Origin of the sequence: Actinomadura sp. NPDC048955, from assembly GCF_040649435.1 — a bacterium.
Taxonomy (GTDB): Bacteria; Actinomycetota; Actinomycetes; order Streptosporangiales; family Streptosporangiaceae; genus Spirillospora; species Spirillospora luteofluorescens.
Genome location: NZ_JBEZJI010000022.1, coordinates 108,518 through 127,904 on the forward strand (window position 1 = coordinate 108,518; position 19,387 = coordinate 127,904).

Here is a 19,387-nt window from a genome sequence, read left to right on the forward strand (position 1 = left end):
GCCCATGCCGGTCTGCCCGAGCGGGCACACGTCGCAGTCCACCGACTACTGCGACGTGTGCGGCGACCTCATGGACGGCGCGCGGCGCGCCGAGTTCGCCGAGCCCGAGCCCGCGTCCCCGCCCGTGCCCGCGCCGCCCGCCGAGTCCGCGGCGGCGGAGGACCCCGCCTGCCCGCACTGCGGGACGCCGCGCTCCGGCCGCTTCTGCGAGGAGGACGGGTACGACTTCGAGACCGGCACCGTCTACACCGTCGAGTTCACCCCGGCGGGCACCGCGCACGCGGTGCCGCTGGTGCCGCAGCAGCGGGAGGGCAGCGCTCCCGTCGCCCCGCACCCGGCGCCGGTGCCGGCGCCCGGCCCGCACGCGCTGGTCATGGCCGACCGCGCCTACTTCGACTCGGTGGTCGCGGAGATGGGACCGGACGGCGGCGGGCTAGCGTTCCCGCCGTACTGCCCGGAGCGCCGCGTCCCGCTGCTCGGCGGCCAGGTCCGGATCGGGCGGCGCAGCGCCTCCCGCGCGCTGCTGCCCGAGATCGACCTCGGCGCGCCGCCGGAGGACCCGGGCGTCTCGCATCTGCACGCCGTCCTGCTCGCGCGGCCGGACGGCGCCTGGAACCTGATCGACCCCGGTTCGACCAACGGCACCACGGTGAACGGCGGAACGGAGCCGATCCCGGTGAACGTGCCGGTTCCGGTCGGTGACGGCGACCGCATCCACGTGGGCGCCTGGACGACCATCACGCTGTCCCTGCAGGAGGGCACGTCATGACGATGAGTCCCGCACCGCCGGCGGCTCCCGCTCCGCGCCCGCCCGCGCCGCCCCCGGACAGGGCGCCCGCCGACCCGGGGCGCGGCGGCCGGCTGAGGACGTTCGTGCGCGGACGGTGGCTCAAGACGATCCCGGGCCGCATCCGCGCGCATGTCGTGCTCTGCGTGGCCGCGCTGGTGGCGCTGCTGGCCGTCCTCACCGTGGCCGTCGGCAACGCGCGCGACTCCGTCGAGACGATCGGGCACGACGCCGGTCCGCAGGTCGTCGCGACCGGCACACTGTACTTCGCGCTCAGCGACATGGACGCGCAGGTCTCCAGCATCCTGCTGATCGGCCGCGAGCACGGCCTCGGCATCGGCTACGACGAGACCCTGCGCGTGTACGAGAAGCGCCGCGGGGAGGCCGACGCGGCGGCGGTGCAGGCCGCGCAGCTCGCCGGGCGCGACCCGGCGCTGCGGCGGACCGTCCAGGAGGTGCTGGACGGCCTCGGCAAGTACGAGCGGCTCGTCGGCCAGGCCATGCAGCTCGACGCGCAGTCGAACCACGCGCCCGGCGAGACGCCGGCGCAGGTCCTGGACGCCTACCGGCAGGCCACCGACCTGATGAAGCTGCAACTGCTGCCGAAGGCGTACAACATCACGCTCGACACCGGCGCGAACGTCCGGCAGTCGTACGAGACGAAGCGGTCCGCGGTGCTGACCGGGCGCACCTGGGTCGCCCTCACCGGGCTGGTCGCGCTGCTGCTCCTGGTCGCGACGCAGCTGTACCTGGTGCGGACGTTCCGGCGGGTGCTGAACCCGGCGCTGGTGCTGGCGACGCTCGGGACGGTCGTCCTCACCGCAGTTGGGGCGGGCCTGCTCACCGCCCATGCGGGGCACATCAGGACCGCCAAGGAGGACGGCTTCGACTCGATCCTGCAGCTGTCGCGGGCCCGCGCGATCAGCCACAGCGCGTTCGGGGACGAGAGCCGCTACCTCCTCGACCCCGGCCGTGCCGACACCTACGAGCAGACCTACCTCGACAAGTCGCTGTCGGTGATCTACCCCGACCTCGGCGACCGGCCGGTGAACCTGGAGAACTACTACGCGGGCCTGGAGGAGAAGGCCGGCGCGTACCGGCCCGGCCAGGCGTCGCCGTTCCTCGGCTTCTTCGGGGACGAGGCGCGGACGGTGGACAAGGGCCGGGAGGGCGACGCGCTGGCCAGGACGCTCGCGGCGTACCGGACCGTCCAGCGCAACGACGCGCGGATGCGGCAGCTGGCGTCGGCGGGGAACCGGGCGGGCGCGGTCGACCTGCGGATGGGCCGCACGTCGAACGCGATCCGCGACTTCGACGCCTACGACGCGGCGCTGAGCTCGCTGACCGCCGTCCACCAGGACGCCTTCGACAGGGCGATCAGGGACGCCGACGGCGGGCTGCGCGGCTGGAACGCGGTGCCGCCGGTGGCCGCCGCCGTCATCGCCGCACTGATCATCGCGGGGGTCCGTCCCCGGCTGGCCGAGTTCCGCTGACCTGTTCCGCTGACGAGGAGATCAAGCCATGCGCGCGACCCGTGCCATCGCCGCCCCGGGGGCCGTCCTCGCCGCGGCGGGGCTGCTGTCGGCCTGCGGCCTCGGCGCCGAGGAGGAGCAGTCCATCGCCGACAGGGGCTCCCTCGTCATCGGCGTGAAGGAGGACCAGCCGGCCCTCGGCGTGAAGCGCCCGGACGGGACCTACGAGGGCTTCGACGTCGACGTCGCGACCTACATCGCGGGCAGGCTGGGCGTGCCGAAGAGCCGCCTGACGTTCAGGACGACGAACTCCTCCGTCCGCGAGGACGCGCTCGCCAAGGGCGACGTCGACATGATCGTCGCGACCTACTCGATCACGGCGAAGCGCAAGTCGAAGGTCACCTTCGCGGGCCCGTACTACGTCGCCCACCAGGACACCTTCGTCCGCGCCGACGCCGCCGCGATCCAAGACGTGCGGGACCTCAAGGGCAAGCGGATCTGCGAGGTGAAGGGCTCCAACTCCTGGCGCCGCGTGATCGAGGAGCGCAAGGTGGCCGCGAAGCCGGTCACGGTGGACACCTACGGCGCCTGCATGGACGCGCTCGCCGGCGGGCGGCTCGACGCGGTGTCGACCGACGACCTGATCCTCGCCGGGTTCGCCACCGGCCGCCCCGGACGGATGATCAACGCGCCGTTCACCGACGAGAAGTACGGCGTCGGCCTGAAGAAGGGGGACCTGAAGGGCTGCGAGGAGGTCAACCGTGCGATCACGGACATGTACCAGGACGGCACCGCGCAGCGGCTGCTGAACACGTGGTTCGGCAAGTCGGGGCTCAAGCTGACGACCAGCGTGCCCCAGTTCGAGGGCTGCACCTGACCCCGCCGGGGCCGGCCCCCGGGCGCTACGGGGTGGTGGACGGGAAGGCGACGATGGCCTCCCGCAGCGTCTCGTGGATCGGGATGAACTTGTCGATCCCGGTGATGCGGAAGACCCGCTGGACGCGCGGCGGCAGCGCCACCAGCGCGAGGTGCGTGCCGTGCTCGCCGGCGCGCCGGTTGGCGGCGACGATCGCGTTCAGGCCGGTGGAGTCGCAGAACGTGACCTCGCGCATGTCGACGACCATCGGCTCGCCCGACTCGACGACCTCGAAGAGCGCGTCCTCGAAGCGCGCGCGGGACACCACGTCGATGTCGCCCTTCACGCGGACGAGCGTGCAGCGGTCGTCGCGCATCAGGCTGATGTCGAAGTCCATCGTCACCTCACGCCCCACTCCGGCGGTACCCGGCCATCTCAGGTGACTCCTCAGGATTGCGCACCCGTGCCCGCATTCCAAGCAGTTCCCGGGAAAAGGACCAGGTCGCCCGCCCGTGACCCGGACCGTAACGCGGGCCCGGACGCCCGTCTGATCCCCGGTCCCGACTGTACCTGACGATGCGCCCGGGGCATCCGGGTGCCTCCCGGGAGATCCGTTAAACGGGGCAATAACTTACCGAACAGAAACTTACTTGGCGGTAAGAAATGGCCGCGAATCCCGTCCACCCGGCCTTTGACCAGGTCTTGGACCATTCATGGCCCTCTCTGGGGCGGCAAAGGAGGATGCTGACCGGGGCCCGGATCGGTGCAGAGGTTACAGTGGCGGTGGCGAAATTCGGGAGGCTGGGTGTTCTACACGTTCATGACGCGCGTGGTGCGTCCGATCCTCTGGCTGCTTTTCCGTCCGCGGGTGGTGGGCGGCGAGAACGTGCCGAGCTACGGGCCGCTCATCGTGGCGAGCAACCACCTGTCGTTCATCGACAGCTTCATCATCCCCCTGGCGGTCCCGCGCCCCGTCACCTACATCGCCAAGGCGGCCTACTTCGAGGGGGGCGGGCTGAAGAACCGCTTCGTCCGCTGGTTCCTCACCAACCTCGGCCACGTCCCGGTGCGGCGCGGCGCCCGGCGGGCCGCCATGGGCGCCCTGGAGCAGGCCGCCGAGGTCCTCGAGAACGCCGGCGCGTTCGCGATCTACCCCGAGGGCACCCGCTCCCCTGACGGCCGCCTCTACCGCGGCCGGACGGGCATCGGCTGGCTCGCCCTGGAGTCCGGCGCCCGCGTCCTGCCGGTGGCGCTGGAGGGCACCGAGAAGATCCAGCCGATCGGCGCGGCGTTCCCGCGCGTGTTCGGCCCGCGCCCCACCGTGCGGATCGGCCCGCCGATGGACTTCTCCCACTACCGGGACCTGCCGCCCGCCAAGGCCCGCCGCGCCATCACCGACGAGATCGTCGAGACGATCCAGAAGATGTCCGGCCAGGAGTACGCCGCGGAGTACAACGAACGGGCCGAAACGGGCTGACCCGCGTGTCGCCGGGGGTGGTGCGCCCCTTCCGCGCCGTAGTGTCGCCGCCATGGCGCACAGGCTCCTCCCGGTCACGCTCCTGCTGTCGACGGCCGTCGCGGCCACCGCGTGCGGCGGCGACGCCGAGCGCGCCCGCCAGGTGCGCGGCACCGCCCGCGCCGAGGTGGCGGGCATCGGCTACACCTCCGCCCAGCTGGCGCAGGCGCTGCTCCAGCAGCCGTCCGGCTACCGGCGCGCGGGAGAGCCCGACTGGGGCGAGTACGGCTCGCTGAAGGCCATCCAGAACGCCTCCAGGCTCCAGCGCGAGGCCGTCCTGGACAAGCCCAGCTGCGGGAAGGCCCGCCCGGGCGGCGACGTGGCCGGCGACGTCCCCGCCGCGCTCGTCTCGTTCACCGGCGGGCGCGGCCTGACCGCGACCGAGACCCTCATGAGCATGCCCGCCGCGGACGCCGAGAAGCAGGTCAACGCCCGCGTCCCTCCCGGCTGCCTGAGGTTCCGCACCCGGGTCGGCACCGCCTGGGCCGCGCACCGGGTGGCGGAGGCGCCCAAGGGCGAGATCGGCGAGGGCTCGCGCACCGTCGGGGTCGCCACCACCGGCGACGGCGCGCGCACCCGGACCTGGTACGTCGTGTTCCGGGGCCGCCGCTACCTCGCCACGATCACGGTCTACGGGCCCGGCGCCACCCGCGCCGACGCCGAGCGCCTGGCCGGCGAGGCGCTGGCCCAGGCGGGTCGCGTCCTGTCCTGAGCCCCGCGGCTCGCCGTCCCCGCGGCGCAGCGGATAGCGTTCGCCGTACACGGCGCGGAGAGCGGCTCCGGGCGGACCGGGCCAGGGGGTGTCCTTGATCGGCAAAGAGGGCCGGGTGACCGGCCGGATCGGGCCCGGGCTGGTCGGCGAGGTCATGATCGCGGTTCGCGGCGGGGCGGAGGCGTTCTACGCCCATCCCGTCGACCCGCGCGACGAGATCGGCGTCGGCTCGATCGTCGTCGTGGTCGAGTACCACCCGCCCCGCACGGTGTACGTGGCAGCCGCGCTGGCCCGCTGATCGTCCCGCGCGGACGTGGCCTGATGCGGACGTGAACATCCGGTTCGGAGACCGAACCGGATCCGCCTCCGCCGCGTCTGATGGGAAACGCGGACGGGTCTGACACTTCGGGCCGGCCGCCCGACCCCGGAGGAGGAGGCCCGTATGCCCGTGATCGCCGTGGCGATCGGCGTCGTCGTCGCCATCATCGTGCTGATCGTTCTGTTCAAGATGGTGTGGCGGGTCGCCGAGCCGAACGAGGCCCTGATCATCTCCGGGCTCGGCGCGAAGTCCAAGCCGATCGACGGGGTGGACAGCCTCGGATTCAAGATCATCACCGGCAAGGGGACGTCCGTCCTGCCCGGCTTCCAGACGGCGCGCCGGCTGCGGCTCGACAGCCGCGCCGCGAACCTGGAGGTCAACTGCGTGACGCAGCAGGGCATCCCGGTCAAGGTCCGCGGCGTGGTCATCTACAAGGTCGGCGACGACTTCGTGTCGATCGCCAACGCCGCGCGCCGCTTCCTGGAGCAGCAGAACTCGATGGACGGCGCGATCCACGAGCTGTTCACCGGCCACCTGCGCTCGATCATCGGCAACCTCACCGTCGAGGACCTGATCCTCAACCGCGAGCGGCTCACCTCCGAGACCCGCGGCTCGGCCGCCGACGAGATGAGCAAGCTCGGCCTGGTCGTCGACTCCCTGCAGATCCAGGAGATCGACGACGAGACCGGCTACATCACCAACCTCGGCCGCCCGCACGCCGCCAGGGTCGCCGCCGCCGCCCGCATCGCCGAGGCCGAGCGCAACCAGGAGGCCACCGAGCGCGAGCAGGAGACCGAGCGGCAGAACGCGGCTGTCATCCGGGACACCGAGATGAAGAAGGCCGAGTACCAAGGCCAGGTGCAGCAGGCCGCTCAGCAGGCCCGCCAGGAGGTCATCCTCAAGGAGACCCGCAACGCCGAGCTGGAGGCCGAGCGCACCGAGAAGCGGCTGGAGAGCGAGATCCGCAAGCCCGCCGACGCCCGCGCCTACGAGCAGGTCAAGCTGGCCGAGGCCGAGCGCGAGGAGCGCATCTCCTACGCCCAGGCCGCCGCGACCGAGGTCCAGCTCAAGGCGCAGCGCGAGTCCGAGGCCATCCGGCTGATCGGTGAGGCCGAGGCCGACGCGACCCGGCGCCGCGGCCTGGCCGAGGCCGAGGCGATCAAGGCCCGCGCGGAGGCGCTGGCGGAGAACACCGACGCCGTCATCGCCCAGCAGCTCGCCGAGCAGTGGCCGCAGATCGTCGAGGCCGGCGCGGGCGTGTTCGGCAACGTCGACAACATGGTCGTGCTGAACGGCGCCCAAGGCGTCGAGGACATGCTCGCCAAGGCCCTCACGCTCGGCGGCACCGGACTCGGCGTCGCCCGCCAGCTGCTGGCCGGCCTGAACGCCCAGAGCGCCCCCGCCGGGGTCAACGGCCACAACGGCGCCCCGGCCGCCACCGTCCCCGTCGAGATCCCAAAGGAAGACTAGTCTTTTAACGTCCCGGCCCACTTCGCTCGCCTGGCGGCTCGCTACGTGACCGTGCCTGGGCGAACGCGGCATCGCTTCGCGATCTGCCCGGTTCCGCTCGCCTCCGGCGTCGCTCCACCGGGCAGGTCACGCGTTCGCGCGCGGCCGGGCCTATTTCGAGCAGGCCCCAGGGGCCAGGAAGGCCCGGCCTGCCGGGCCTTCCTGGCCTCAGCGGGGGGCCGGCCCCGCTAAGTTCGTTGCATGTCCGTGCCCCGGCTCGCCGTCTCCGTCGACCTCGTCGTGCTCACCGTCCGGGAGCAGCGCCTGTGCGCCCTGCGGTGGCGGCGCGACCGGGCGCCGTACGAGGGGGCGTGGTCGCTGCCGGGCGGCTTCATCCAGCTCGACGAGGACCTGCCGGTCGCCGCGGCCCGGCTGATGGCCGAGCGGGCGGGGCTCGCGGACGTGCGGATCCACCTGGAGCAGCTCGCCACCTACGGGTACCCGGACCGCGACCCCCGGCAGCGGGTGGTGAGCGTCGCGTACCTGGGGCTGGCGCCCGACCTGCCCGCCTCCAGCCGCGCCCAGGTGCTGTGGACGGCCGTGGACGACCTCCTCCACCACGACCGGGCCGCGTTCGACCACCGGCGGATCCTGGGCGACGGGATGGAGCGGGCGCGGGCGAAGCTGGAGTACACCTCGCTGGCGGCGGCGTTCTGCCCACCCGAGTTCACGGTCGCGGAGCTGCGGCGCGTCTACGAGATCGTGTGGGGCACCACCCTGGACCCGCGGAACTTCCACCGGAAGGTGACCGGCGCCGACCGGTTCCTCATCCCGACCGACCGGACGACGACCCGGGACGGCGGACGGCCCGCGCGCCTCTACCGCCGGGGCGATGCCGAGCAGCTGAGGCCGCCCATGCTGCGGCCCCGCGGATGAGCTTTTACCTGTGGTGATGTTCCGAGCAGCGCCTGACCGTTGCTAGTTTCACCCCCTATGAACGGTGACTCGCCCGAAGTTCTCGGCCTGCTCGTCCGGGACATCGGAGAGGCGGGCGTCGCGGAGATGTCCGGTTCCCCGGGCCTCGCGGCGGCCGTCGACCAGCACGTGGCCAGCCTCCGCGACGAGCTCGGCGCGCCCGGCGAACCGCCCGGCGCGGACGAGCTGATGGGGTATCTGCACGGGTTCGCGGAGGACGCGTTCAACCGGGGATGGTGGCCGCAGGACACCCAGGACTGGGAGTTCGTCCGGATCGTGGCCGTTTGCTGGATGATGCGGAACGCTGCGTAGGCTGGGGCCCATCACCCCTGTGCAATCTGGAGGACAACGGTGTCCGAGGCAACCACACCCCGCTTCCGCTCCGTCCTCGACCGCTTCGTGGCCTACCGGCCCGGCAAGGTCGTGGTGTCGCCCGAGGGCCGCTCGTTCAAGCTGTCGTCCAACGAGTCGCCGCACGGGCCGCTGCCCTCGGTCGTGGAGGCGATCGGTGAGGCGGCGCGCAACATCAACCGCTACCCGGACAACAACGCGACCTCGCTGACCGAGGCGATCGCGTCGTTCTGCGGTGTCCCCGCCGACCACGTCGCGGTGGGCTGCGGTTCCGTCGGGATGACCCAGATGCTGCTGGAGGCCGTCGCCGAGCCGGGCGCCGAGGTCGTCTACGCGTGGCGGTCGTTCGAGGCGTACCCGCTGCTGGTGTCGCTGTCGGGCGCGACGAGCGTCCAGGTGCCGCTGCGGGACGAGACCCACGACCTGCGCGCGATGGCGGACGCCATCACCGAGAACACGCGCGTGGTCTTCGTCTGCAACCCGAACAACCCCACCGGCACCGCCGTCGGCCGCGCGGAGATCGAGGCGTTCCTGGACCGCGTGCCCGCGGACTGCCTGGTCGTCCTGGACGAGGCGTACCGCGAGTACGTCCGCGACGGCGACGTCCCCGACGGCCTCACCCTCTACGGCGACCGACCGAACCTGGCGATCCTGCGCACGTTCTCCAAGGCCTACGGCCTCGCGGGCCTGCGCATCGGCTACCTCGTCGCGCACCCGCTCGTCGCCGGTTCCATCCGCAAGACGTTCCTGCCGTTCAGCGTGAACTCCGTGGCGCAGGCCGCCGGCGTCGCGTCCCTGGCCGCCACCGACGAGTTGATGGAGCGCGTCGAGGGCACGGTGAAGGAGCGCGACCGCGTCCGCGCCGCCCTCCTCGCCGACGGCTGGACGGTCCCGCCCACCGAGGCCAACTTCGTGTGGCTGCGCCTGGGCGACCGCACGATGGAGTTCTCCGCCGCCTGCGACGCCCAGGGCGTGAGCGTCCGCCCCTTCGACGGCGAGGGCGCCCGCGTCTCCATAGGCTCCCCCGAGGAGAACGACGCCTTCCTGACCGTCGCCAAGACCTTCAAGCGGTAGCCGCCCGCCCGCCCCCCTCAGCTCGTTTTCGCCGCGGGCCCGAGTTTTTCGACGATCAGGCGGTAGAGCTGGCGGGGGCGGCCCGGCTGGGGGGTGCGGTTCGGGGGGAGCGGCCAGGCGAGGCCCTCCTCGACCAGCGTGCGCAGGAGGCGGCGGGCCGTGCGGGGCGTGACGCCGAGCATCTTGCCGGCGTTCTCCGCGTCCACGATGAGGGGCTGCTCCTGGTCGCCGAGCTTGTCGGCGAGCCGGGCCAGGATCTCCAGGCCCTTCGGTTTGGCCTGCGGCTGGGCGCGCGGCGGCGTGCGCGGCGCGGGGACGAGCGCGCGGCCGTCGCGGTCCAGCGCGAAGCCCTGAGCCCGCTGAGAGCTCTGGGAGCGTGCCAGGGCGGCGCGGGCGTGGTTCTCCGCCTCGTGGGCCGTGCGGCCCATGCCGATGCCGACCTCGATGGCCAGGCCGAGCTCCTCGCGGACGCGCTCGACGAACGGCGGCGTCCGGAAGCCCTCGGTGGACGCGGTGACCGAGCCGCGGGTGGCGATGACGAGGTAGCTGTGGTCGTCGACGGGCCACACCGAGGCGTTCATCCGGTGCGCCTCCTGGAGGAGCACCCGGTGCAGGGCCAGCTTCAGCTCGTCGCGCCAGTAGCGCGGGGTGACGCGGCGCGGGGTCTCGCGGAGGGTCGGGACGTCGACCAGCACGACGACGAGCTGCGACTCCTCCAGGCGGTGGTGGGCGCCGAGGAGCGCGGCGGTCTGCAGGGAGCTGCGGATCGCGGCGCCGGTCGGCCGGACGCGGATGGTCGGGACGCCCGCCATCTCCATGCGCTCGGCGGTGGCGTGCACGCAGGTCATCGCGACGGTGGTGGCGCCGCGCCGCCAGAGCCGCTCGTGGAACGCGGCGAGCGTGCCGGGGCCCGCGGCCTCCTCGCGCAGGTGCACCTGCTCGGTGCCGAGGCTGATCTCGGAGTAGGCCTCCTCGACCTCGGCGCGGCCGAGCACGTCGATGCTCACCCTGGCCGGGTCGAAGCGCTCGTCGAGGGACGCCCGCAGCAGCGCGCCCTGCAGGGCGGCGCCGTTCAGCGGCACGTACGTGGCGGGCATCGTCAGGACGCCGGCCTTGCGCGCGAAGTCGTAGGGGACCGGGCTGGCGAACAGGCACACGTCCACGCCCGAGCCGAGGCGCACGACCTTGTCGGCGGCCTCCTGCTCGTCGCGGTACGCGGCGGCCACCAGCCTGCTCGGTACGGGGGTCGGGCCATGGCCCATGAGCATGACCCGTTCGACGAGGTCATGGGGGCCCACGACCCCGATCGTGAGGTCGGGGGTGACGGACCCCGTTCTCGCCGCCGTCATCGGTGATCGCTCGCTTCCCATCCGGCCTCTCGGCGGGGGCGCCGCCCCGGCCATCTGATCGCGCACGTTCCGCCCAACGGTTGACTCATGGCTTGACGCCCCTGCCTTCTGACCCAGCACCCGCAGTTCCCGTGCGATTCGACTTCCGGTCGACCCGCCTCCGGAAAGCGGAGGTGGGCCTTCTTGCCCGAACTCCCTTCCGCTTCGGCGAAGCGGAGGAGATCTCCTTCTAGCTGGCAGATCGGGTCAGGGCTACATGATGTGACACCCAGACGCGAAATCGAATCAAGAGTGCGGCGAAAAAGTAACCTACGCGACCCCCTGGTCAGTAATTTGTCACCAATCGGCCAGCCTTGATCCTGCATCTTCGGATGTCCGAAGTTGAAAAACAAGACCCGAAATCACGGCGGGGGCGCCTTCCTGACGCTCCTACGTACTGGAGGGACCCCTGCGGCGTCCGTTTGGTTTACGCGAGGGCCGAAATCCGGCGACCCGATCTCACCTGCTCCGGAAAGACGAGTGATCCGTTCAGGCCGTGCGGCCGGGGGTCGCCGGTGATTTTTTACCGCGTTACGGTCCGGTCGATTCGGACCGTTCCACGCATGACTTCGCAGGTCAGAGAGTCAAGCTACGCGTGGTAAGGAAGGTCCGTCCGAGCCGTGCGTAACCAGACGGTAACGCACGGCTCAACGGATTTGCCGCCGGCCGTTACTCGGCCCGTCAGGGATCAACCAGGAGTTGGTCAGGCCCAAGGCCACATTCGGCCGATCGGCGCACGGCGACCCGGGACGGGCGGCGCCGCGGGATCTAGCCGACTTCCCGGACGATCTCGGCGCCGAGTTGGGAGAGGCGCTCGGCCGTGTGCGCGTGCCCGCGGTCGAGGTAGTAGGCGGAGGTGATGGTGGTCTCGCCCTCGGCGGCGAGGCCGGCCAGCACCAGCGCGCTGCCGCAGCGCAGGTCGTGCGCCTCGACCTCGGCGCCGCGCAGGCCGCGCGGGCCGTTGACCTTCGCGCGGTTGCCGTCCACCTCGATGTCGGCGCCCATCTTCGCCAGCTCCCCGGCCAGCTTGAACCGGCCGTCGAAGATCCGCTCGTAGATGTAGGAGGGGCCCTCGGCCAGGCAGGACACCGCCATGATCGGCGACTGCAGGTCGGTGGCGAAGCCCGGGTACTCGTCGGTGATGACGTTGATCGGACGGAGCGTCCGGTCGCGGCGCACCTGCAGGACGGCGCCCTGCTGGTGGAACTCCACGCCCATCTGCTCCAGCTTGTCGGCGGCGACGCCGAGGTGCTCCAGCGAGGCGCCGACGAGGCTGAGGTCGCCGCCGGTGATCGCGGCGGCCATGACGAACACGCCGGCGTCGATCCGGTCGGGCATCACGGTGTGCTCGACGGCGGTCAGCTCGTCCACGCCCTCGACCGTGATGAAGCCGGTGCCGCCGCCGCTGATCCGGGCGCCCATCGCCTGGAGGATGGCGATGTTGTCCAGCACCTCCGGCTCCAGCGCCGCGTTCTTGATCAGCGTGGTGCCGTGCGCCAGCGCGGCCGCCATGATCAGGTTCTCGGTGCCGGTGTGCGAGGGGGTGTCGCAGTAGAGCGTGCCGCCGCGCAGGTCGCCGGCCTTGATGTGGATGATGCCGTCGCCGTTGTCGGCCACGTGCTCGGTGACCGTGGCGCCCATCCGCTTGAAGCCGTTGTAGTGGAAGTCCAGGTTGCGGCTGCCGAGGTTGCAGCCGCCGACGCCCTCGATGACCGCCTCGCCGAAGCGGTGCAGCAGCGCCGGGACGAACAGGAACGAGCCACGGAACCGGGACGCGATCTCGGCGGACAGCACGGGGCTGCTCAGCGTCGAGGCGTCGATCACCAGCGTGCGCTCGGTCTCGTGCAGCTCGGCCTTGGCGCCGACGGCCCGCGCCAGCTCCACCGCCCGCCGCACGTCCTCGATGATCGGGACGTTGCGCAGCACGGTGCGTCCCCGGGAGGCCATCAGCGAGGCGCCGATCATCGGCAGGACGGCGTTCTTCGCCCCCTGGATGAAGACCGTGCCGTGCAGCTGCCGGCCGCCGCGCATGCGGTAGCGAACCTCGTGGCCCATGCTCATGCCGCCTAACTTCCTCTCGGGTGCGGTTGCGTGTGCGATCCAGTTGGGAGCACGAGGGCCGAGCGTGCCTGACGGTGTCCCCCCGCTGCCGACGCGACCCCAGTAAACCATCGGGCCGGATGTGTGGCGTCCGGCCCGGGCCCCGCGGGCGTCAGTCTGCTCGTTGAGACTTCCGGAACACGCCAAAGGTTCGCGTTCCCTGGGAAAATTCCCAGGGGGAGCCTAGGGGCGGCGGACCCCCGCCGCCGGGGTTTTGAAGATCATCAGGGGCTGCGGGCCTCGACGACCTCCACCGGGTCCCCCACCCTGAGCGTGCCGAGGACGCGCGGGACGCAGTTCTGGCCGAACTGGATGCCGCGGTCGCGGGTGCGGTAGGAGGCGAGCGTCCGCAGCGGCTCACGGCCGCGCTCGGCGGTCCGCTGGTCGGTGGTGGTGATGACGCAGCGGGTGCAGGGCTTGACCATCTCGATGACGGCCTCGCCGACGCGCAGCAGGCGGACCTCGTCCTCGCCGTAGGGGCCGAGGCCCTCGACGACGAGGGACGGGCGGAACCGGTTCATCGGGAGCGGCTCGTCCAGCCGCGCGTTGAGGTCGGCGAGGGACTCGGCGGAGATGACCAGCAGCGGGTAGCCGTCGGCGAACATGACCTCGCCGCCGCCCCGGGCCGTGGGGCGCACGCCGGTGAAGCGCACGAGGCGGCAGCCGGCGCCGAGCAGGTCGCCGAACCAGGCCGCCGCCTCGTCGCCCTGGTCGACGCCCCGGCACTGCGACCGCTGGACCGAGACCTCCCGCACCTCGCCCTCGTCCGCGGCCTTGTGGACGAGCCGCGGGGCGCCGGGGGCGTCCACCGTGAGGACCGCCCCGTCGTAGGACGGGCGCATCAGCGCCATCCGGGCGTGGTCGCGCTGGGACAGGAAGCGGCCTTCGGGGGTGACCAGCATGAACTCCCGGTCGAACGGCAGGCCGCGCTCGGTCAGCTCGGCGCCGCGCAGCGCGGTCCCGCCGCCGCTCTTCAGCGGGTAGGCGTTCAGCTCGGTCAGGGTCCCCTGCACGGCCCCTCCTACCTGAGAGCGGTCAGGCGGTCGAACATCGGGCCGAGGCGCTCCACGAAGCGCTCGGGGCGGCACACCTCGTCCAGGCGCTTCTCGTCCAGCGTGAGGCCCGCCTCCGCCGCGTGCACGCGCAGCGTCTCGCGGAACGGCGTGCCGGTCTCCCAGGTCTGCATGGCGGCCTTCTGGACGAGCGGGTACGCCTCGTCGTCGCGCGACATGCCCGCCTCGACCAGCTCCAGCAGGACGGTCGAGGTGTAGATGAGCCCGCCGGTCGACTCCAGGTTCTCCCGCATCCGCGCATCGTCGACGACGAGTCCGGACATGAGGCGGTTCGTCAGGTTCAGCATGTAGTCGAGGGCGATGGAGGCGTCCGGCAGCGCGATCCGCTCCGTGGAGGAGTGCGAGATGTCGCGCTCGTGCCACAGCGGGATGCCCTCCAGCACCGGGACGACCTGGGCCCGCACGATCCGCGCCATCCCCGCCAGCCGCTCGGAGATGATCGGGTTCTTCTTGTGCGGCATCGCCGACGAGCCCTTCTGGCCCTTGCCGAACGGCTCCCACAGCTCCCGGACCTCGGTGCGCTGCCCGTGCCGCACCTCCAGCGCGATCGCCTCGCACACCGTCGCCATGATCGCCAGGGACGACGTCCACTCGCTGATCCCGTCCCGCAGGACGACCTGCGTCGACACGTCCGCGGCCTTCAGGCCGAGCTTGCGCGCGACGTGCAGCTCGATCGCCGGGTCGATGTTGGAGTACGTCCCGACCGCGCCCGAGATCGCCATCACGCCCACGGCCTCGCGGGCGCGCCGCAGCCGGTCGCGGGACCGGGCCATGGCGAACGCGAAGTCGGCGACGCGGTGGCCCCACACGTCCGGCTCGCCGTGGATGCCGTGCGTGCGCCCGACCCGCAACGTCGCCTGGTGCGCCAGCGCGTGGTCGCGCAGCGTCGCGACGAGCGCGTCCGCCTTCTCCAGCAGGATGTCGGTGGCCTCGGCGAGCTGCAGCGCGAGCGCCGTGTCGAGCAGGTCCGACGACGTCATGCCGAAGTGGACGTACCGGGCGGCTTCCCGGGGCTCGGTGTTGTCGGCCCACGCCGACAGGAAGGCGATCACGTCGTGCTGCGTCACCGCCTCGATGGCGTGCACGGCGTCCGGCGTCGGCGGCGGCGCCTTGCGCACCGGCTCCACCACCTCCGGCGGGATCGTGCCGGCCTCGGCGTGGGCCTCGACGACGAGGACCTCCACCTGGCACCACAGCTCGTACTTGTGCGCGTCGCTCCAGACGCGGCCCATCTCCGGAAGGGTGTAGCGCTCAATCACCCGATGATTGTCCCAGGCCGGGAACCGGCGCGTCCGGCCGGGTCGCCGCGTGTTCGAGCGCCAGCGCGGCGGCGATCACCAGGACGAGCGCGGCGATCTCGGCGGCGGCCACCCAGAGGCCGAGCGGGGTGACCGCGAGCGCGGCGGCGGCGGCGCCGAGCCGGATGCGGGACGGCCCGATGCGGACGGTCCGGCGGAACGCCACGTCGCCCGCCAGGTAGAGCGCGACGCCGCCGGCCAGCGCGAGCGCGGGACCGGTGTGCAGGCCGTCCCAGGCGTGCCCGACGGCCTGCCCCATGCCGGCCGCCGCGACGATGATCCCGACGACCAGCGGGATGTGGGCGTAGAAGTACCCGAACATCGTCATCTGCGTGCGGCGCACGTCGTCGGCGGCGGTCAGCGACTCCTCGGCGCGCTCGTCGTCCCTGGCGAAGTAGCTCCACCAGACGGCGGCGGCGAGCGCCAGCCCGAGCAGCACGGCGACGACGAGGCCCGGGTCCAGGTGCGCGTGCTCGGCGCCCGCCCCGACCGCGATCACCGACTCGCCGATCGTGATCATGACGAGCAGCCCGTGCCGCTCGACGATGTGCGCGGGCTGGATGGTGAACAGCCCGCCCGGCGAGACGATGTACGGCTGGACGATCGGGACGACGAGCGCGAGCGTCCACAGCGCGTACACGGCCGGCCCGTGGTCGAGGACCCCCGCGATGATGATCAGGACGGCCGCGAGCAGGTTGGCCGGCAGGACGCGCAGGATGTTTGGATTGCCCTGCGCGTACAGCGTCACATGAGCGAGCACCAGAACCAGGTACCCGAGGCCCCAGAGCACACCGCCGCCCTTGAACGCCGTCGGGGTGGCCAGGGCGACCATGAAGAACCCGCCCATCCCGACCAGGAGCATCAGGCGCCGCCCCGCCGTCGTGGGCGTGAGGGTGTTGGTCAGCCAGGCGTAGCCGCCGTACATCCACCACAGGACGCCGAACATCAGCACGACCTGGACCAGGCCCAGCGCGTTCAGTTCCTTGACCAGCACGTGGCTGAGCTGGGTCACCGCGAACACGAACACCAGGTCGAAGAAGAGCTCCAGCGTCGTGACGCGGTAGACCTCTCCGCCCGCCGGGACGGAAGGGGATGCCATGCCTGACCCGCCTTGTATCGGTGTAATCAGGTAATCATGGCACGGAGATCGCCTTCAGCGCGATGTCGGTCCGGTGGTGGGAGCCGCGCAGGCCGATCCTGGACACGGCCTCGTAGGCGGCGGCGCGGGCCGCGGCGAGGTCGGGCCCGGTGCCGACGACGTTGAGGACCCGTCCGCCGCTCGCGACGGGCTGCCCCTCGCCGCCGAGCGCGGTCCCCGCGTGCAGGACGTAGGCGCCCTCGACCGCGGCGGCCTCCTCCAGTCCGGTGATCTCGTCGCCCTTCGCCGGGGCGGCCGGATAGCCCTCGGCGGCCACGACCACCGTGACGGCCGCGCCCGGCCGCCATTCGAGGCGCAGGTCCGGGTCGAGCCCGCCGATCGCGCAGGCTTGGAGCAGCGTGGCGACCGGGGTGTCCAGGCGGTCCAGCACCACCTGGGTCTCGGGGTCGCCGAACCGCGCGTTGAACTCCACCACCCGCACGCCCCTGGACGTCAGCGCGAGCCCGGCGTACAGGACGCCGACGTACGGGGTCTCGCGGCGGCGCAGCTCGTCCACGGTGGGCTGGACGACCGTGGCCATGACCTCGTCCACCAGTTCGGGCGGCGCCCACGGCAGCGGCGTGTAGGCGCCCATTCCGCCGGTGTTCGGGCCCTCGTCGCCGTCGTAGGCGCGCTTGAAGTCCTGCGCCGGCAGCAGCGGGACCGCGTGCTGCCCGTCGCACAGCGCGAACAGGGAGACCTCGGGACCGTCCAGGTACTCCTCGACCACGACGCGGTCGCACGCGTCGGCGTGCCGCAGCGCCTCCTCGCGGCTCTCGGTGACGACCACGCCCTTCCCGGCCGCGAGCCCGTCGTCCTTCACCACGTACGGCGGGCCGAAGGCGTCGAGGGCCTCCTCGGCCTGCCCGCTCGACTCGCACACCCGCGAGTCGGCGGTAGGCACCCCCGCCGCGGCCATGACCTCCTTGGCGAACGCCTTGGACGCCTCGATCTTCGCGGCGGCCCGGTCAGGCCCGAAGCAGGGGATGCCGGCCTTGCGCAGGGCGTCGCCGACCCCGGCCACGAGCACGGCCTCCGGCCCGATGACGACCAGGCTCACCCGGAGCCGCGCGGCCAGTTCCACCACCGCCGTGCGGTTCGTCGGATCGAGCTGGTGGTTGTCCGCGATCTCTGCCGTGCCCGGATTGCCCGGGGCGCAGTGGAGGGCGGTGACGGCAGGGTCACGGTGCAGGGCGCGGGCGAGCGCATGCTCGCGGCCACCCGATCCAAGGACGAGTACTCGCACGTCGCGAGCTTACTGGTCCCCCGCCGCCCGCAGGGCGCGCATAACCCTTGCGCGAAGGGGCATGCAGCGGGGTGAGGCCGCCATCACACCGGGGATGTGTGAACCTCACCGATACGGGCGGCGTCCTACATATCGGCTGGTAGGCTGCCACGGGCTTGACCGCCCGGCGTCGAGGTGCCCGAAAGGAGGTGGTCGGGATGAGTCCTGGTGATACTTGCAGTTCGCCGGAGAACCCTCACAGTCCGAGCAGGACTGTTCCACCGTCCGCCTCCATCTGGCGCCCGGCCGACGCCCTCGCGCGCTCCCTTCGCTGACCAGCCTGGGTTGAGCGCGCACTGCGTGCGTGGCCGGCGGGTTAGGAGCACCTCCCATGGCCATGACACGAGTCCGCCCCAGCCGCGCGCTGTTCAAGACGCGCGGCCGCCCCAGCGGCGTGCAGGCCGCGAACCGCGATTCCGCCGTCATCGACTGGGCCGCCTACATCGACGGCCACCGCGTCTGCACCGCCACGGTCGCCGACGCCGTCCGCCTCGTCCGTGACGGCCGGCTCGTCCCCGAAGGCGACAGCGCCGGCTTCGTCTGGGTCGGCCTCCACGAGCCGTCCGCCGGCGAACTCTCCGACCTCGCCGAGGTCTTCGGCCTGCACCCCCTCGCCGTCGAGGACGCCATCCACGCCCACCAGCGCCCCAAGCTCGAACGCTACGACGACGTCCACTTCGTCGTCATGAAGACCGTCGGCTACGTCTCCAGCGGCCCCGGCGGCGCCGAAGTCGTCGAAACCGGCGAGATCATGCTGTTCTGCGGCCCCGACTTCGTCGTCACCGTCCGGCACGGCGCCCACGGCGCCCTCGGCCCCGTCCGCCGCGACCTCGAAAAGGACCCCGCGCGCCTCGCCCACGGCCCCGCCGCCGTCCTGCACGCCGTCACCGACCGCGTCGTGGACGGCTACGTCGGCGTCGCCGACGCCGTCATGGAGGACATCGACGAGGTCGAAGAGGCCGTCTTCTCCCCCGAGCGCACCGACGAGTCCCGCCGCATCTACCGGCTCAAGCGCGAAGTCATCCAGCTCAAGCGCGCCGTCGGCCCCCTCGCCGGCCCCCTGCGCAACCTCACCGGCCGCCGCTTCGTCCCCGCCGAGATCAAGGAATACCTCCGCGACGTCGAAGACCACCTCACCCGCGTCCGCGAGCAGGTCGAGTCCTACGACGAACTCCTGAACCCCATCCTCCAGGCGCACATGACCCAGGTCACCGTCGCCGACAACAAGGACATGCGCAAGATCTCCGCCTGGGGCGCCATCTTCATGGTCCCCACCGCCATCGCCGGCGTCTACGGCATGAACTTCGACCACATGCCCGAAACCCGCTGGCAGTACGGCTACCCCATGATCCTCAGCGTCATCTCCCTCGCCTGCTTCGCCCTCTACAGAGGCTTCCGCCGCAACGGATGGTTGTAGTTCTCATTGCATTTATCTCCTCCTTCGGGCCTGGCGGCCCTCCATCGTCGATAAACGCGGGCGATCGCTGGCATCGCTCCGTCTCGCCTGGCGGCTCGCTGCGCGATCAGGTTCTCGCTTCGCTTGAACCTGCCTTCGGACGCGATCGCGGCGTGTTTATTGCAGTGCTCTCCTCCT

Annotated in this window: 19 protein-coding genes; 12 read left to right on the forward strand and 7 right to left on the reverse strand. The window is 72.0% G+C overall.

The window, feature by feature from the left end; translation table 11 throughout:
• The first annotated feature begins 4 nt into the window (after positions 1 to 4).
• From AB0C84_RS21935 to AB0C84_RS21945, 3 genes are read left to right on the forward strand one after another with little or no spacing between them, the layout of a single operon-like run.
• The gene (locus AB0C84_RS21935) at positions 5 to 769 is read left to right on the forward strand and encodes an FHA domain-containing protein (protein WP_258940090.1); all 765 of its coding nucleotides are present in this window, start codon (positions 5 to 7) and stop codon (positions 767 to 769) included.
• On the forward strand, positions 766 to 2,280 hold the full coding sequence (locus AB0C84_RS21940; protein WP_361069187.1) for a hypothetical protein: 1,515 nt from the start codon (positions 766 to 768) through the stop codon (positions 2,278 to 2,280). Before AB0C84_RS21935 ends, AB0C84_RS21940 begins: the two co-directional genes overlap by 4 nt.
• 28 nt (positions 2,281 to 2,308) lie before the next feature.
• Positions 2,309 to 3,136: a glutamate ABC transporter substrate-binding protein gene (locus tag AB0C84_RS21945; protein ID WP_361069190.1), complete on the forward strand. Its 828-nt coding sequence runs from the start codon at positions 2,309 to 2,311 to the stop codon at positions 3,134 to 3,136.
• A gap of 25 nt (positions 3,137 to 3,161) precedes the next feature.
• On the opposite strand, the gene AB0C84_RS21950 is transcribed toward AB0C84_RS21945, so the two are convergent.
• On the reverse strand, positions 3,162 to 3,512 hold the full coding sequence (locus tag AB0C84_RS21950; RefSeq protein WP_339156096.1) for an STAS domain-containing protein: 351 nt from the start codon (positions 3,510 to 3,512) through the stop codon (positions 3,162 to 3,164).
• A gap of 408 nt (positions 3,513 to 3,920) precedes the next feature.
• On the opposite strand from AB0C84_RS21950, the gene AB0C84_RS21955 reads away from it, so the two are divergent.
• The 7 genes from AB0C84_RS21955 to hisC all read left to right on the forward strand — a co-directional run bounded on the left by AB0C84_RS21955 (position 3,921) and on the right by hisC (position 9,511).
• Positions 3,921 to 4,592, forward strand: coding sequence for a lysophospholipid acyltransferase family protein (locus AB0C84_RS21955; RefSeq protein WP_179844969.1), 672 nt, complete (start codon positions 3,921 to 3,923; stop codon positions 4,590 to 4,592).
• Positions 4,593 to 4,644: 52 nt separating this feature from the next.
• Positions 4,645 to 5,343, forward strand: coding sequence for a hypothetical protein (locus AB0C84_RS21960; RefSeq protein WP_339156097.1), 699 nt, complete (start codon positions 4,645 to 4,647; stop codon positions 5,341 to 5,343).
• A gap of 94 nt (positions 5,344 to 5,437) precedes the next feature.
• Positions 5,438 to 5,641, forward strand: a complete 204-nt coding sequence (locus AB0C84_RS21965) for a hypothetical protein (protein WP_361069195.1) — start codon at positions 5,438 to 5,440, stop codon at positions 5,639 to 5,641.
• A gap of 144 nt (positions 5,642 to 5,785) precedes the next feature.
• Positions 5,786 to 7,132, forward strand: a complete 1,347-nt coding sequence (locus AB0C84_RS21970) for an SPFH domain-containing protein (RefSeq protein ID WP_361069198.1) — start codon at positions 5,786 to 5,788, stop codon at positions 7,130 to 7,132.
• 240 nt (positions 7,133 to 7,372) lie between these two features.
• Entirely contained in the window at positions 7,373 to 8,047 is a 675-nt protein-coding gene (locus tag AB0C84_RS21975; protein WP_179844965.1) for an NUDIX domain-containing protein, read from the forward strand.
• A 57-nt stretch (positions 8,048 to 8,104) separates the two neighbouring features.
• Positions 8,105 to 8,398, forward strand: coding sequence for a DUF6401 family natural product biosynthesis protein (locus AB0C84_RS21980; RefSeq protein ID WP_361069203.1), 294 nt, complete (start codon positions 8,105 to 8,107; stop codon positions 8,396 to 8,398).
• Between the two features lie 39 nt (positions 8,399 to 8,437).
• Positions 8,438 to 9,511 (forward strand): histidinol-phosphate transaminase, encoded by a 1,074-nt coding sequence (gene hisC, locus AB0C84_RS21985; RefSeq protein ID WP_361069206.1) that lies wholly within the window; start codon positions 8,438 to 8,440, stop codon positions 9,509 to 9,511.
• A gap of 17 nt (positions 9,512 to 9,528) precedes the next feature.
• Here the strand turns inward: hisC and AB0C84_RS21990 are convergent, their stop codons facing one another.
• The 6 genes from AB0C84_RS21990 to purD all read right to left on the reverse strand — a co-directional run bounded on the left by AB0C84_RS21990 (position 9,529) and on the right by purD (position 17,754).
• Positions 9,529 to 10,860 (reverse strand): transcriptional regulator, encoded by a 1,332-nt coding sequence (locus AB0C84_RS21990; protein ID WP_141579421.1) that lies wholly within the window; start codon positions 10,858 to 10,860, stop codon positions 9,529 to 9,531.
• Positions 10,861 to 11,667: 807 nt separating this feature from the next.
• Positions 11,668 to 12,954, reverse strand: coding sequence for a UDP-N-acetylglucosamine 1-carboxyvinyltransferase (gene murA / locus AB0C84_RS21995; RefSeq protein ID WP_361069233.1), 1,287 nt, complete (start codon positions 12,952 to 12,954; stop codon positions 11,668 to 11,670).
• Between the two features lie 269 nt (positions 12,955 to 13,223).
• Positions 13,224 to 14,012 (reverse strand): MOSC N-terminal beta barrel domain-containing protein, encoded by a 789-nt coding sequence (locus AB0C84_RS22000; protein WP_361069210.1) that lies wholly within the window; start codon positions 14,010 to 14,012, stop codon positions 13,224 to 13,226.
• 8 nt (positions 14,013 to 14,020) lie between these two features.
• Complete coding sequence (gene purB / locus AB0C84_RS22005; RefSeq protein WP_361069214.1) at positions 14,021 to 15,331, reverse strand: adenylosuccinate lyase; 1,311 nt, start codon at positions 15,329 to 15,331, stop codon at positions 14,021 to 14,023.
• Positions 15,324 to 16,469: a low temperature requirement protein A gene (locus AB0C84_RS22010; protein ID WP_361069217.1), complete on the reverse strand. Its 1,146-nt coding sequence runs from the start codon at positions 16,467 to 16,469 to the stop codon at positions 15,324 to 15,326. The genes purB and AB0C84_RS22010 overlap by 8 nt, the downstream gene beginning before the upstream one ends.
• A gap of 34 nt (positions 16,470 to 16,503) precedes the next feature.
• Entirely contained in the window at positions 16,504 to 17,754 is a 1,251-nt protein-coding gene (gene purD / locus AB0C84_RS22015; protein ID WP_361069220.1) for a phosphoribosylamine--glycine ligase, read from the reverse strand.
• 370 nt (positions 17,755 to 18,124) lie between these two features.
• On the opposite strand from purD, the gene AB0C84_RS22020 reads away from it, so the two are divergent.
• Both AB0C84_RS22020 and AB0C84_RS22025 read left to right on the forward strand, forming a co-directional pair.
• Positions 18,125 to 19,210, forward strand: a complete 1,086-nt coding sequence (locus AB0C84_RS22020; protein ID WP_179844958.1) for a magnesium and cobalt transport protein CorA — start codon at positions 18,125 to 18,127, stop codon at positions 19,208 to 19,210.
• On the forward strand, positions 19,201 to 19,387 hold a 187-nt coding region (locus AB0C84_RS22025), incomplete at its 3' end, for a hypothetical protein (protein WP_361069223.1). The genes AB0C84_RS22020 and AB0C84_RS22025, both read left to right, overlap by 10 nt.

Coding starts and splice junctions, on each gene's coding strand:
- AB0C84_RS21970 (WP_361069198.1), top strand. CDS start 5,786: ATGCCCGTGATCGCCGTGGCGATCGGCGTCGTCGTCGCCATCATCGTG.
- AB0C84_RS21935 (WP_258940090.1), top strand. CDS start 5: ATGCCGGTCTGCCCGAGCGGGCACACGTCGCAGTCCACCGACTACTGC.
- AB0C84_RS22020 (WP_179844958.1), top strand. CDS start 18,125: ATGGCCATGACACGAGTCCGCCCCAGCCGCGCGCTGTTCAAGACGCGC.
- murA (WP_361069233.1), bottom strand. CDS start 12,954: ATGGGCCACGAGGTTCGCTACCGCATGCGCGGCGGCCGGCAGCTGCAC.
- AB0C84_RS21945 (WP_361069190.1), top strand. CDS start 2,309: ATGCGCGCGACCCGTGCCATCGCCGCCCCGGGGGCCGTCCTCGCCGCG.
- AB0C84_RS21975 (WP_179844965.1), top strand. CDS start 7,373: ATGTCCGTGCCCCGGCTCGCCGTCTCCGTCGACCTCGTCGTGCTCACC.
- AB0C84_RS21990 (WP_141579421.1), bottom strand. CDS start 10,860: ATGACGGCGGCGAGAACGGGGTCCGTCACCCCCGACCTCACGATCGGG.
- AB0C84_RS21950 (WP_339156096.1), bottom strand. CDS start 3,512: ATGGACTTCGACATCAGCCTGATGCGCGACGACCGCTGCACGCTCGTC.
- AB0C84_RS21940 (WP_361069187.1), top strand. CDS start 766: ATGACGATGAGTCCCGCACCGCCGGCGGCTCCCGCTCCGCGCCCGCCC.
- AB0C84_RS21960 (WP_339156097.1), top strand. CDS start 4,645: ATGGCGCACAGGCTCCTCCCGGTCACGCTCCTGCTGTCGACGGCCGTC.
- AB0C84_RS21980 (WP_361069203.1), top strand. CDS start 8,105: ATGAACGGTGACTCGCCCGAAGTTCTCGGCCTGCTCGTCCGGGACATC.
- AB0C84_RS22010 (WP_361069217.1), bottom strand. CDS start 16,469: ATGGCATCCCCTTCCGTCCCGGCGGGCGGAGAGGTCTACCGCGTCACG.